Consider the following 12,515-nt stretch of genomic DNA (forward strand, 5'->3'; position numbering starts at 1 on the left):
CCGTGTTTTTCTAGACAAAAGTATTGCACTAGTAAATCCATTGTTTTACCCTCCTTGGCGCAACAAACCCACAAAAACTCTATAACAATTGCGCGTACAAGGATGTTATATGAAACTAATTCAGTCGTTTAGTTTAGCCTGCCTCTGCCTCATCAGTAGCCAAGTCACGGCTTCAAACAAAGATATTACCGAGCTTTTTAGCCGCTCAGCCGAATTTTCTAACGTGCAGATCTCCCCCGACGGAGACTACCTCAGCGCCATCACCTCCCACGAAGGTAAGCATATGCTGATGATTCTGGACGCCAAAACCAAGAAACCGACCAATGTGGTTCGCTTTCCGGACAACGCCCAGGTAGGGCAATACGTTTGGGTTAACAATGAGCGTGTCGTGCTGGCTAAGGAATACCTAAAAGGCTGGAGCGACCATCCCATCTATTATGGTGAGCTGATGGCTGTCAATGCCGATGGTTCTAAGCCAACCTATCTGTTCGGTTATAAAGGCGGTGAGCAACAAACGGGTTCTCGCATCAAGAAAAATACAGCGATACAAGCCACAGCCTATATTCTCGATCCTATGCCTGAAGATGATCGCTACATGCTCATCCAAGCGCTCCCTTGGGGCTCCGGCAGCGCAAACACAGTGGAGAATCTTCAGCAAGTTTATAGAGTCGATGTCTACAAGGGAACACGTAGAAAAATTGCGACCTCACCTATCTCCTACGCTCGATTTCTACCGGATCATGATGGCGAAGTTCGCTTTGTCAGTGGTACCCGCGATTACGTTAGTTCCCAGCTCTATTACCGCAAAGATGATGAATGGGTCGACACAGATAAGCTGAATTTAAATCTCGATGATATTACTCCTATCGCCTTCGGTGATGATGAGAACAGTGTCTATGTACTCGGCAGCGAAAACGGCCAGCCTAAAGGGGTCTATTTAGTCGACATCAAGAGTGGTACTAAGCAGCTTATCAGCCAAGACAAGGTTGTCGATCCCAGCAATGTGTGGATCAATCGCATCAATAAGCAACTCTACGCGGTCGAATATGAAAACGGCTATCCTACCTATGAGTTTGTCGATAATGATGAAAAACTGGCCACCACACTGAAACAGCTGCTCACCGCACTGCCTGGCCATCAGGTTCATCTCGTCAGCCAGACCAACGACATGAGCAAACTGATCATCAAGGCTTTCAACGATAGAAATCCTGGCGACTACTACATATTCGATGCCACCAGCAAGAAGCTTGAATATCTAGTCTCACAAAAGAAATGGTTAGATCCCGATAAGATGGCCGAGATGAAGCCAATCAGCTTTACCGCCAGAGACGGTAGAGTGATCAGTGGATATCTCACATTGCCCTATGGCAAAGAGGCTAAGAATCTGCCGCTCGTGGTCAATCCTCACGGCGGTCCACATGGTCCAAGAGACTGGTGGGGCTTTGACGACCAGAACCAGTTGATCGCTAGTCAAGGCGCCGCTGTGCTGCAAGTAAACTTCCGCGGCTCGGGAGGCTATGGTAAAGAATTTGAGCATGCTGGCCACCAGAAATGGGGCACAGAGATCCAGTACGATATTATCGATGCCACCAAACACGTCATCGAACAAGGCTTTGTGGACAAAGAGCGAATCTGTATTGTCGGCGGCAGCTTTGGTGGATACTCGGCGCTACAAAGCCCAATCCTGGCACCGGATCTATTCAAGTGTGCCATAGGCTTCGCCGGTGTCTATGATCTCGAGCTGATGTTCAACGAAGGGGATGTACAAGGGCGCCGCGCGGGTGAACGTTACCTGAAGCAGGTACTAGGCGAGAACGAAGCCATGCTTGAGCAGATGTCACCTAGCAAGAACGTCGACAAACTCAAAGTAAACTTGCTACTGGTGCATGGCGGTGAAGATGAGCGAGCGCCAATCGAACAGCTCGAAGCGCTGGAAGAAGGGCTCAAGAAACACAACTACCCTTATGAGAAACTGGTCATGGACGATGAGGGCCACGGCTTCTATAACGACGAACATAGGGCGAAATACTACCGCCAGATGATGAGCTTCCTCAAAGACAACCTTAAGCTCTAAACCCCTTAAAAACCCCAAAAGCCGATTGCCACAATCGGCTTTTTTGTTAATCCCCTAGTATTTCTGGGTATAAATTACCCGCAAATCAGGGTATCCTCCCTGACCCGCCGCCCTATGTTTACTGGCGCCGGACAGGCTATAATGAATATCTTAAAGGTTAATTTGTTAAAAACATTAGTAAATTAACCTTACTGAATAGACCACTATCTGATGGTGGAGGACACGATGGCACTAAGTGAAGCAGCACAGCAGGTGCAAACTGCATTATTAGAGCGTGGTCTCGAGACGCCCATGGTCCCCTGCGGACTGAGCAGCGAGGCGCGCAAAGAGAAGATTGAGCACCATATGCGCGAGATCTTAACCTTAATGTCACTGGATCTGCGCGACGACAGCCTGGTCGAGACCCCTAAGCGTATCGCCAAGATGTATGTGGATGAGATCTTCTCGGGCCTGGACTACGAGAACTTCCCCAAGATCACGGTTATCGAAAACAAGATGGGCTTCGATGAGATGGTCAAGGTCAACGACATCAGCCTCACCAGCACCTGTGAGCACCACTTGGTGACCATAGACGGCGTCGCTACTGTGGCCTACCTGCCGCGCAAAAACATCATAGGCCTGTCTAAGATCAACCGTATCGTGCGCTTCTTTGCCCAGCGCCCTCAGGTGCAAGAGCGCCTAACACAACAGGTATTGGTGGCGCTACAGACACTGCTTGAGACCAAAGATGTAGCGGTCAAGATGGATGCGGTGCATTACTGCGTCAAATCACGCGGCGTGATGGACTCTACCAGCACCACGACCACCACGGCCCTGGGCGGCATCTTCAAGTCAAACCCAGCCACCCGCGCCGAGTTCCTAAGCAATTAAGCCAATGACTTTAAGCGAACTCCACTCAATAAAAAACGCTGCCTAGGCAGCGTTTTTTGGTTTCACGACAATTGATATCAATTAGATACCGTATTGGTCGCGATAAGCGCTTACCGACGCCAACTGGGCTTCCATGCCAGGTTTTTCCGACAGGTAGTTGATCAGATCTTCCAGCTTGATGATAGAGACAATATTGCAGCCAAAGTCACGCTCGACTTCCTGAATAGCCGACAGTTCGCCCTTGCCTTTCTCCTGACGATCCAGCGCTATCAACACGCCCGCCAGCTCGGCATTGTGGGCCTCGATGATCTCCATAGATTCGCGAATCGCGGTGCCTGCGGTGATCACATCGTCCACCAGCATCACGCGGCCCTTAAGCTCGCTGCCCACCAGGCTGCCACCCTCGCCGTGATCTTTCTTCTCCTTACGGTTAAAGCAGTAAGGCATGTCGATATCATGGTGATCGCATAGAGCTACCGCAGTGGTGGTCGCGATAGGAATCCCTTTGTAGGCTGGGCCAAACAGCAGATCATACTCGATACCCGAATCCACCAGCGCCGCCGCGTAGAAGCGACCCAGACGCGCGAGATCACGCCCAGTGTTAAACAGGCCGGCATTAAAGAAGTAAGGGCTAGTGCGGCCTGACTTTAACGTAAATTCGCCAAAACGTAATACCTGACGCTCAAGGGCAAACTCAATAAACTCACGTTGATAGGCTTTCACAATCTCTCCTTTTTAAAATGTAGGGGTACTCTCAATTCGATTTAAAAAAAGGACCCCGTAGGGTCCTGATTAACAAAATAATAATTAACTCAATGCCGCCTTCTGCACATCGACGATCTCACGAATGCCATGCTTGGCCAGATCCAGCAGACTCAGCAGCTCTTCATGGCTGAAGGGTTCGCCCTCGGCGGTGCCCTGGATCTCGATGATCTTACCTGTCTCTGTCATCACCACGTTCATGTCGGTCTCTGCGGCGCTGTCTTCGATATACTCGAGATCGCAGATAGGCTCGCCCTTGTAGATGCCCACGCTAACGGCGGCAATCAAAAACTTAAGTGGGTTGGTCTTAATCAGTCCCTTACCACGGGCCCAGTTGAGCGCATCAACTAGGGCTACACAGGCACCGGTAATCGCCGCGGTGCGGGTACCACCATCGGCCTGGATCACGTCACAGTCGATCACGATAGTGTTCTCACCCAGCGCTTTCATGTCTACCGCAGCTCGCAGAGCTCGGCCGATAAGACGCTGGATCTCCTGGGTACGGCCAGACTGCTTACCACGGGCAGCCTCGCGATCCATACGGCTGTGGGTCGAGCGCGGCAACATGCCATATTCGGCGGTTACCCAACCTTGGCCCTGACCTTTCAGGAAACGTGGCACCCCTTCGGTGAAGCTGGCGGTACACAATACCTTGGTCTCGCCAAATTCGATTAATACAGAACCTTCGGCATGGGCTGTGAACTGTCGCGTAATGGTTACCGGACGAGATTGAGCTGGGGTTCTGTCACTTGGGCGCATTGGCATTTCCTGTTTGAAATAGAGATAAGCAGATTTGGCTGCATATTATAGGGGCTTGCGCGCTTCGATGCCATGTTAATCATGACCCAAAGCGTAAAGGGAGGAGAGTTTGCTTTAACCCTGCACCTCATCGGACTATAATCCAAGGTCACCAAATCGATTTAAACTATTGGAATTACCCATGATCCAAAGCATGACAGCCTATGCTCGCATCGAGCACAAAGCACAATGGGGCACCGCCTCCTGGGAGATCCGCTCGGTCAATCAACGTTACCTGGAAACTTACCTGCGACTGCCAGAACAGCTGCGCTGCCTGGAGCCTGTCCTCAGAGACCGTCTGCGCAAACGTTTAAATCGCGGCAAGATCGAGGTCAACCTGCGCTACGATCTTGGCGAAGAAAAGAATAACGACCTGCAACTCAACCAGGCGCTGGCCAGCCAGATCATTCAGGCAGCCAACTGGGTCAAGCAGGAAGCCGGTCAAGGCGAGATCAACATTGTCGACGTGCTGCGCTGGCCAGGTGTGATGTCAGGTAGCGAGCAGGACATGGATGCCATCGGCAAAGAGCTACTGTCCGCCTTCGACAGCGCGGTCGATCAGTTTATCGAGGCCCGTGGCCGCGAAGGCGACGCCATCAAGACCATGCTGGAGACGCGTCTCGAGGCCATCGAGGAACAAGTAGCCATCGTCCGCCAGCACATGCCGACCGTGATGCAGTGGCAGCGCGACAAGCTCACCAACCGTTTAGCCGAGATTCAGGGCGAACTGGATCCCGCCCGTCTGGAGCAGGAGATGGTACTACTGGCGCAGAAGATGGACGTCGCCGAAGAGATGGACAGACTCGACGCCCACGTCGCCGAGACCCGCCGCATCCTCAAGAAAGGCGGCGCCCAGGGCCGACGCCTCGACTTCATGATGCAGGAGTTTAACCGCGAATCCAACACCCTGGCCTCCAAGTCCATCAGCTCAGAGGTCACCGCCGCCGCGGTAGAACTCAAAGTGCTTATCGAGCAGATGCGCGAACAGATCCAGAACGTAGAATAAGCGCTTCAGTCTTACCAAAAGCCTCATTATTGAGGCTTTTTTCATTTCGAAATCAGTCCAGTTAACAGCTCACACCCGAAATTTCGAGCCAAGCAACTCACTGAAATCAGAATGTAAGACACGACAGGGCATGCCGCTATGCTTATGCAAGAGTATTGCTCACGCTTAGTGCCCGGACTTCAAAGCCAAGGCTAGGCATGATAAAAGGTGTCTCTCGGGTGAGAGGCGATATTCAGCCTGTGTTCACTTCAATCAATGTATAACCAAGTCCCAACGCCGAAACCTAGGCGACACAGGAAAGATGGAGACCCCATGTCACAACGGAGTAAATGGCCACAACTACTAGTGATTATTATCGCCCTGGCCCTGCTTATCCCCGGACTCAGCCTGCCCATGCTGAGCCTTGATGGCCAGGCGGACAAATCCAAATTTGCCCAGACCAGCATAGAGCTGATGACGGAAGACAGCGAAGTGCGCGGCCTGCTGGGGTCGGTATCCGCCTTCCTCGGCTTTAACGAGCTTGAGGGTCAGGTGGAAATTTATCGTAAGCACCGCAGCATACTAGGGACGGTTCAAGATCTGATGCAGAGCGGTAACCTGCTGGTTGGCATCATGATTGCCACCTTCTCGGTGATCATTCCCACCCTTAAGCTACTGGCGCAAGCGGTACTGGTTTTCGCACAGGGCAGCACGGCTAACCTGCTCACACGCCTTATCGATGCCATAGGTAAATGGAGCATGGCCGATGTATTTGTGGTCGCCATCATAGTCAGCTACCTCGCAGGTAACGCCGAGGATCAGATGGGCGAGCTGATCATAATGCACGCCCAGCTCGAAATCGGCTTCTGGTTTTTCACCGGTTACTGCCTGTTTGCCATCGCTTCCAACATCATGATGGGCAAACCTAAAACCACCTCTGCCTAACCCGGCATCTAGCGTACTCTATTGAGAAAAATGAAGTCTGAGACGAGTGATACTCAAGAGACCTAACACTATAAAAAAGCCCCCTTCTTGTGCATCACAAAAAAGAGGGCTTTGTTCGATATAGGCAGGCTAAACCCTTAACCCCCACATATCGAAGGTCTCCTTACAGAGCTGCTCCCTGAAATCGGGGTGGGCGATATCGATCAGCGCCCTGGCGCGCTCGCGTAGCGACTTGCCGCGCAGATTAGCCGCGCCATATTCTGTGACTATGTAGTGCACATGGGCACGGGTGGTCACCACGCCTGCACCGGGTGATAACACGCTGGCGATGCGCGACACCTTACCGCCCGCCGCCGTGCTCGGCAGGGCAATCACCGAGCGGCCACCTTCGGAGAGCCCGGCGCCGCGGATAAAGTCCATCTGGCCACCAACACCTGAATAGATGCGGGTACCGAGGGAGTCGGCGCAGATCTGCCCCGAGATATCCACCTGCAGCGCCGAGTTAATCGCCATCACATTGGGGTTCTTCCGAATGATCGAGGTGTCGTTGACCTGTTCGATATCCATGAAGATCACAGAGGGGTTATCGTCCACATAATCATACAGTCGCTGACTGCCCAGGGCGAAACCTGTGACCAGCTTGCCTGGATGCACCTTCTTGCGACTGTTGTTGATCACCCCCTGCTCGACCAGATTCAACACCCCATCGGAAAACAGCTCTGTATGTACCCCAAGGTCTTTATGCTCAGTGAGGCAGGAGAGTACGGCATCTGGGATGGCGCCTATGCCCATCTGCAGGCAGTCGCCGTCGCGCACCAACTTGGCGACGTGCCGGCCGATTGCCAAACTGGTCTCGTCGCTGGCCGCCAGCGGATGTTGCGGCAGCGGCATGCTCTGCTCGAACACGGCGGCAAACTTGTCGTAATGGATGAAGCCATCGCCGTGGGTACGTGGCATGCAGGGGTTGATATGGGCGATGATCTTGCCCGCCACCTGACAAGCCGCCAGCGTTGCCTCCACCGAGATCCCCAGCGAGCAGATACCATGCTTATCCGGCGGCGATACCTGAACGATCGCCGTGTCTATGGGCTGCTCGCCGGAGCGGAACAGCTTAGGCACCTCGGAGAGAAAGATGGGCACATAATCGGCGTCCCCCTGCTGCAGTAGCAGCCGAGTCGGCAGGCCACCGAAGAAACAGCGATGACGCAGATGTCCTTTTAGCCTAGGGTCGCTGAGGGACTCGGCACACTCGGTATGCAGTTGCAATAGAGTCAAGTCTTGCCGGGTCAGGGCATGCTCGGCCAAGGCATCGAGTAAAAGCTTAGGGGTGGCGCCCATGGAGTGGGTCCAAAGGGTCTCGCCGCTCTGGATCAGGGCAACGGCTTCTCGCGCAGTATTACAGATAATGGGTGGCATCTATCTCACCTATAGTCGGAAAACTGAGTGCAGTGTACGAACTAACTTAACGCTTTGATAGTAAACTTATCAATGAGTTCACCTTAAGTTGATCTTGAGCAAGAGAGCATCGACTCGGCGCGAAATAAATGCATCGGCGGCACAAAAAAGGGGCCCATGGCCCCTTCTCTTGAGTTATTTCAGGTAAGCCTTGAGGCTATCGCTCTGACTCAACAGACTCTTATAGAGGGTAAACTGGTTGGCCGCACGCTCGAGATTATGATTCTCATGATGAATATGAAAATAGACATCGCCGTTAAGGTGATCCGTTAAGAAACGTACCCCTATCATCAGGCTGATCACCCTGGCGCCCAGCCAGAGGCTTTGACGCTCGACATCGCTCAGCACCTCGCCAAGCTCGCCCAGGTAACCGCGGCAGATGGCGGCGAAGATAGGCTCGCGCACCTCGACCCTGGCGAGATTGGTGGAGTCCTCGGCCTCTGGCGAGGTAAAGGTACGCACCATGTCGCCAAAGTCATACATCAGGTGTCCCTGCATGCAGGTATCGAGATCGATGATCGCCATGCTGCTCATGTCGCGCTTATCAAACAGCATGTTATTGATCTTAGTGTCGTTGTGGCAGACTCGTGGCGGCAGCTTGGCCTCGACTTCGCTAAGCTCACTGAGCAGCTCATCTTGTGACAGGGCAAAGTCTACCCAGGCCTGACAGTCTTTGAGACGCCCCAGGCTGTCTTTAGCCACCGCCGCTTGCAGCTGGGCGATACGCCCAGGCAGGTGATGAAACTTGGCAATCACATCCTCAAGCTGACTGGCGTCGAGATCGCTCAGGGCGCGGGAGAAGTGACCGAAGGCCTTGGCCGCAGATTCTGCCTGCGCGGCATCGGCGACCACCTCTATGCTATGGCTGAAGGGCAGATAGGTGATGGCGCGCCAAAAACCTTGATCGCCTAAGTCCAGCGCCAGCTCGCCCTGTGAATCTGTCACCGGTTGCACCACACTCAGGCGATACTCACCGGCCTCATGTTTCGCAAGCAGATGCTCTGCCACCTTCTGGGCGTTGCTTACCAGAGCGTGGGGTTGAGTAAAGACTTCCGTGTTGAGACGCTGCAGCACAAACTCGCCCTCTGGCCAGCGCACGAGAAAAGTATCATTGATATGACCATTCCCAAGGGGACTCACTTTGGCCGAAGCGGTTACGCCAAAGTGCGGCAGCACCTGCTGCCTTATAAAATCAATCACCCAGTAACTCCATTAATTTTTGTTTTACCCAATCAATATCTTGCGGATAGGTTACCCCTAACCAGGTATCCGGGGTTTGGCTCACAAATACCTGTTTAACCTTCGCCTCATCGGTTAAGGCGGCTTGCACCACGGCGGGAAGATAACATTCGCTGTCAGCCTTATGCCCTTTCTGGGTCACAAATTCTGCCAATGCCTCGCCCAGAAGATCGAAGATATCCGGGGTAAAGCCCCAACAGGTCATAGAGGCCATCGCCTCGGGCGCCAGATTGCCCCGTCCTCCCTGATGCGAGCCCACCAGATTATCACCTTGCCAGGCAATATTCAGCCACTCTTCGACAGAAATCAGCAGATTATCCTGGGTAACACAGATGCCGCGATTGACGCCGCCATGATCCGACAACGTCTCCTTGAGGGGATAGGCGACCATCTGCCACCGATTCGGCCGCAGCTTAAAGCCCTGAGCCAGCAGGGCGAAGGCCTGATCGCCATAGTAATCGTCGGCATTGATCACCGCCATGGAACCGGATACAAATTTACGAGCACTCCAGAGCGCATGGGCCGTGCCCCAGGGCTTAGTTCTATTGCTTGTCAGTGCTTGGAGATTAGCACCGTTCGCAGACGCGCCACTTGGTACAGGTAGATCTGTCAGCTGCTGCACACAGAAATGCAGCGCAAATTGAGGCGGCAAGCCTGCCAGGCGCGCCTGAATACTCGGGATAAGCTCGGCGCGGGTCACTATCACGGCCGCCGAAAAGCCTGCCTCGATGGCGCTGGCGATCGACAGCTGCAACATGGTCTCGCCCCTGGGCCCTAGCTCGGCGAGCTGCTTGTCGCCGCCGAAACGACTCCCCAGGCCGGCCGCCATGATCACTAAGGTCAGGGATGGATTATCATCATCCCCACAGGACACTGCATCAGTTAACTTCATCGACATCAAACCACACGAGACCTATGCTCGTCTTAAAAATGGAGATAAGGGCGGCTGTGTCACCGCCCATGTCATAACTCATAGATTAAGGGAATTAGAGATAAGGCCTGAAGGCCGGCTCCTTGGCCAGCGCCGCCTGACTGCCCTTGAGGCTAAATTCGTAGCCGCACAGGGTCAGGCTGCCGCGCATAGCAATATCATTGATGATGGCGGGCGTATCCAGCGGCGAGAAGCGCGCCTGGGTCGAGGTGTCTGCCAGCAGACTTACCGTCATCGGCCGATAGCTCACGCCATTATTGAAGGTCAGGTTCTTACAACTGCTGTCACCCTCGGCGCTGGCGAGAGACCAGATGGTGCCGGGCTCGCCCCGCTCACCCAGCCAGCTAAGCATCAATACCTTGCCCTCCAGCTGCACCTTAAAGCCATCTGGCATCGCCACCTGCTTGATGTTTGTCGCAGGCCCCTGGGCTATCTGCGTCTCGGGCTCTGACTCTGTTGCCACTTGTTCGGTAGCATCATCGCCCCCAAGCCAGAACAGACTGCCAAGCAACAGCGACAGGCAACCGAAGCCTAACAGGGCGCCGCGAGGATGGCTCTTGATGGCGGTTAAGGTTATACCAAACAGCTTAGCCAGCTGCTCCCCGAGCGTATTAACTCCTTGCGCCAACCTATCCTGGGGTTGGCTAGCTTGGGACTGGCTAGCTTGGGAATATTTGTCATTTGGAGCGTCACTTCGATAGACCTGCTGCGCATCGAGATCAGACGCCATGGCAGATGCCGGCTCAAACTCTGGCTCATTGTCCTGCGCCAATTCTTGCCCTAATGCGTGTTCTGGAGCATGAGCAAATGCAGGCGAGTCACCCGCCAGGGTGGGCTCAACCCGGGTGCGGCGCTCGATACTCGCCATCAAGGGGCCACTGTAGCCCAGGCTATCGAAGGGGGCAGATGTCTTTGGCTGAGGACGAGAGACGATGAAGCCCACCGCTAAAACACTCAAGATGAGGGCGACCCAGTTCGGCCAGGCCTGCTCGGAAAATACTAGGCTCATGGCCAGCAACAATGGCCCGGGGACAGCCATCAATGCCAGTAGACGCTGGGGGGCTATCAGGCGACGGCTAGCGCTAAGTAGCGAGACGGCAATTAATGGCAGGGCCAACAGCAACAAGATGCCATGACCGGCAAACAGCAGGGAGAAGAGATAGATGAGGCAGAGTGAGACACCACTAATGACAAGAAAACGCAGGCTGGTATCCACGCCCTGGCGACAGAAAAAGGTGTTTAACGACATAAAAAATTCCACTTCACGGCTATCTCAGCAGAGAGTCTACTGGATCTCGCCCCGGATGACGCTTAATTTTGGTTAATTTTCCCGGCCAGCCCAATGCCTACAAAACAATTACCCGTCCAAAGCAATCTCCATCCAGCCAGAAATCAGTAGGAAAGCTCAACAGACCCTAGCCTAAATTTACTACTAGGCTGTATAATGTCTGGCTACCTAAAACGATACAGCCTTTGGATAGCAATTACATGACCGCTCGCGGAAACCTCTTTATCATTTCAGCGCCCAGTGGCGCCGGCAAGTCTTCACTTCTTAGCGCTATTTTGCAGGATAAACCCGCCGATATGAAGGTCTCTGTGTCACACACGACACGCCAACCCAGAGTCGGCGAAGTCGACGGCGAGCACTATCATTTCGTCAACGTCGACGAATTCAAGGCGCTGATCGACAAGCAGGCCTTCTTCGAATGGGCCGAGGTGTTCGGTAACTATTATGGCACCTCGAGAGAGGCGATCGAGGTCATGCTGAATAAAGGCATAGACGTGTTTCTCGACATCGACTGGCAGGGCGCCCAGCAGGTCAAACAGATGATGCCAGAGGCGATTGGCGTCTTCATCCTGCCCCCCTCTAAGGCTGAGCTTGAGCGTCGCCTCACCGGCCGAGGTCAAGACAGCGCCGAGGTCATTGCCGGGCGTATGGCCCAGGCAACCTCGGAGATCTCCCACTATGGCGAATATGACTTCATCATAGTGAACGATGACTTCGAGCAGGCACAGGTGGATTTAAAGGCAATTATTCGCAGCCAACGCCTCACTCGTGCTAGTCAAATTCATGCTCAAAATGATATGCTTAATGATCTGTTGGCAGACTAACTGTCATCGTGTACAATTTTGCGTCATTTTTTCACCCATAAACACTGGAGTTTCAATACATGGCTCGCGTAACTGTAGAAGACGCCGTAAACCAAATCGGCAACCGTTTTGATATGATCCTGGTTGCAGCGCGTCGTGCTCGCCAAATCGCTGTGCAGGGCAAAGACCCTATGGTTGAAGAAGAGAACGACAAGCCAACGGTTATCGCCCTACGCGAAATCGAACTTGGCCTGGTTACCGCCGACACACTAGACGCCGATGAGCGTCAGACCGTCCGCGAACGTGAAGCAGCCGAAATCGCTGCCGTTGCCGCCATCGCCGAAGGCCGCAACACTATCTAAGGA

12 protein-coding genes are annotated in these 12,515 nt (G+C 53.6%); 6 read left to right on the forward strand and 6 right to left on the reverse strand.

Annotation, left to right across the window (positions count from 1 at the left end):
- Window positions 1–109: 109 nt before the first annotated feature.
- Together K0I63_RS18030 and folE are read left to right on the forward strand one after the other, a co-directional pair.
- The gene (locus tag K0I63_RS18030) at window positions 110–2,074 is read left to right on the forward strand and encodes an alpha/beta hydrolase family protein (RefSeq protein ID WP_220081918.1); all 1,965 of its coding nucleotides are present in this window, start codon (window positions 110–112) and stop codon (window positions 2,072–2,074) included.
- Between the two features lie 225 nt (window positions 2,075–2,299).
- Complete coding sequence (gene folE / locus K0I63_RS18035; protein WP_041508989.1) at window positions 2,300–2,944, forward strand: GTP cyclohydrolase I FolE; 645 nt, start codon at window positions 2,300–2,302, stop codon at window positions 2,942–2,944.
- An 81-nt stretch (window positions 2,945–3,025) separates the two neighbouring features.
- Here the strand turns inward: folE and pyrE are convergent, their stop codons facing one another.
- Both pyrE and rph read right to left on the reverse strand, forming a co-directional pair.
- On the reverse strand, window positions 3,026–3,667 hold the full coding sequence (pyrE, locus tag K0I63_RS18040) for an orotate phosphoribosyltransferase (RefSeq protein WP_160798823.1): 642 nt from the start codon (window positions 3,665–3,667) through the stop codon (window positions 3,026–3,028).
- An 84-nt stretch (window positions 3,668–3,751) separates the two neighbouring features.
- Window positions 3,752–4,465: a ribonuclease PH gene (gene rph, locus K0I63_RS18045; RefSeq protein WP_033539356.1), complete on the reverse strand. Its 714-nt coding sequence runs from the start codon at window positions 4,463–4,465 to the stop codon at window positions 3,752–3,754.
- A gap of 181 nt (window positions 4,466–4,646) precedes the next feature.
- Between rph and K0I63_RS18050 the strand changes: the two genes are divergently transcribed.
- Together K0I63_RS18050 and K0I63_RS18055 are read left to right on the forward strand one after the other, a co-directional pair.
- On the forward strand, window positions 4,647–5,510 hold the full coding sequence (locus tag K0I63_RS18050) for a YicC/YloC family endoribonuclease (protein ID WP_220081919.1): 864 nt from the start codon (window positions 4,647–4,649) through the stop codon (window positions 5,508–5,510).
- A 312-nt stretch (window positions 5,511–5,822) separates the two neighbouring features.
- The gene (locus K0I63_RS18055) at window positions 5,823–6,434 is read left to right on the forward strand and encodes a paraquat-inducible protein A (RefSeq protein ID WP_220081920.1); all 612 of its coding nucleotides are present in this window, start codon (window positions 5,823–5,825) and stop codon (window positions 6,432–6,434) included.
- A 129-nt stretch (window positions 6,435–6,563) separates the two neighbouring features.
- Here K0I63_RS18055 and K0I63_RS18060 read toward each other — a convergent pair whose 3' ends face one another.
- The 4 genes from K0I63_RS18060 to K0I63_RS18075 form a co-directional block, all read right to left on the reverse strand.
- Window positions 6,564–7,850 carry an acetyl-CoA hydrolase/transferase family protein gene (locus tag K0I63_RS18060; protein WP_011867288.1) on the reverse strand — a complete coding sequence of 429 codons (1,287 nt, stop codon included), beginning with the start codon at window positions 7,848–7,850 and terminating at the stop codon, window positions 6,564–6,566.
- A 174-nt stretch (window positions 7,851–8,024) separates the two neighbouring features.
- Window positions 8,025–9,089 (reverse strand): phosphotransferase enzyme family protein, encoded by a 1,065-nt coding sequence (locus tag K0I63_RS18065; RefSeq protein ID WP_220081921.1) that lies wholly within the window; start codon window positions 9,087–9,089, stop codon window positions 8,025–8,027.
- On the reverse strand, window positions 9,082–10,026 hold the full coding sequence (locus tag K0I63_RS18070; RefSeq protein ID WP_220081922.1) for an NTP transferase domain-containing protein: 945 nt from the start codon (window positions 10,024–10,026) through the stop codon (window positions 9,082–9,084). The genes K0I63_RS18065 and K0I63_RS18070 overlap by 8 nt, the downstream gene beginning before the upstream one ends.
- Window positions 10,027–10,114: 88 nt before the next feature.
- On the reverse strand, window positions 10,115–11,308 hold the full coding sequence (locus K0I63_RS18075; protein WP_220081923.1) for a hypothetical protein: 1,194 nt from the start codon (window positions 11,306–11,308) through the stop codon (window positions 10,115–10,117).
- Window positions 11,309–11,547: 239 nt separating this feature from the next.
- On the opposite strand from K0I63_RS18075, the gene gmk reads away from it, so the two are divergent.
- Together gmk and rpoZ are read left to right on the forward strand one after the other, a co-directional pair.
- A complete protein-coding gene (gene gmk, locus K0I63_RS18080; RefSeq protein WP_220043530.1) occupies window positions 11,548–12,171 on the forward strand; it encodes a guanylate kinase in 624 nt (207 codons plus the stop codon).
- Window positions 12,172–12,230: 59 nt separating this feature from the next.
- Window positions 12,231–12,512: a DNA-directed RNA polymerase subunit omega gene (gene rpoZ, locus K0I63_RS18085; protein ID WP_011867293.1), complete on the forward strand. Its 282-nt coding sequence runs from the start codon at window positions 12,231–12,233 to the stop codon at window positions 12,510–12,512.
- Window positions 12,513–12,515: the final 3 nt, after the last annotated feature.

Origin of the sequence: Shewanella rhizosphaerae (assembly GCF_019457655.1) — a bacterium.
Lineage (GTDB): Bacteria > Pseudomonadota > Gammaproteobacteria > Enterobacterales > Shewanellaceae > Shewanella > Shewanella loihica.

What these genes read in the sequence shown, in the direction of transcription:
- K0I63_RS18030 (WP_220081918.1), top strand. Translation starts at nt 110, where the DNA reads ATGAAACTAATTCAGTCGTTTAGTTTAGCCTGCCTCTGCCTCATCAGT.
- folE (WP_041508989.1), top strand. Translation starts at nt 2,300, where the DNA reads ATGGCACTAAGTGAAGCAGCACAGCAGGTGCAAACTGCATTATTAGAG.
- rph (WP_033539356.1), bottom strand. Translation starts at nt 4,465, where the DNA reads ATGCGCCCAAGTGACAGAACCCCAGCTCAATCTCGTCCGGTAACCATT.
- K0I63_RS18050 (WP_220081919.1), top strand. Translation starts at nt 4,647, where the DNA reads ATGATCCAAAGCATGACAGCCTATGCTCGCATCGAGCACAAAGCACAA.
- K0I63_RS18055 (WP_220081920.1), top strand. Translation starts at nt 5,823, where the DNA reads ATGTCACAACGGAGTAAATGGCCACAACTACTAGTGATTATTATCGCC.
- K0I63_RS18060 (WP_011867288.1), bottom strand. Translation starts at nt 7,850, where the DNA reads ATGCCACCCATTATCTGTAATACTGCGCGAGAAGCCGTTGCCCTGATC.
- K0I63_RS18070 (WP_220081922.1), bottom strand. Translation starts at nt 10,026, where the DNA reads ATGTCGATGAAGTTAACTGATGCAGTGTCCTGTGGGGATGATGATAAT.
- K0I63_RS18075 (WP_220081923.1), bottom strand. Translation starts at nt 11,308, where the DNA reads ATGTCGTTAAACACCTTTTTCTGTCGCCAGGGCGTGGATACCAGCCTG.
- gmk (WP_220043530.1), top strand. Translation starts at nt 11,548, where the DNA reads ATGACCGCTCGCGGAAACCTCTTTATCATTTCAGCGCCCAGTGGCGCC.
- rpoZ (WP_011867293.1), top strand. Translation starts at nt 12,231, where the DNA reads ATGGCTCGCGTAACTGTAGAAGACGCCGTAAACCAAATCGGCAACCGT.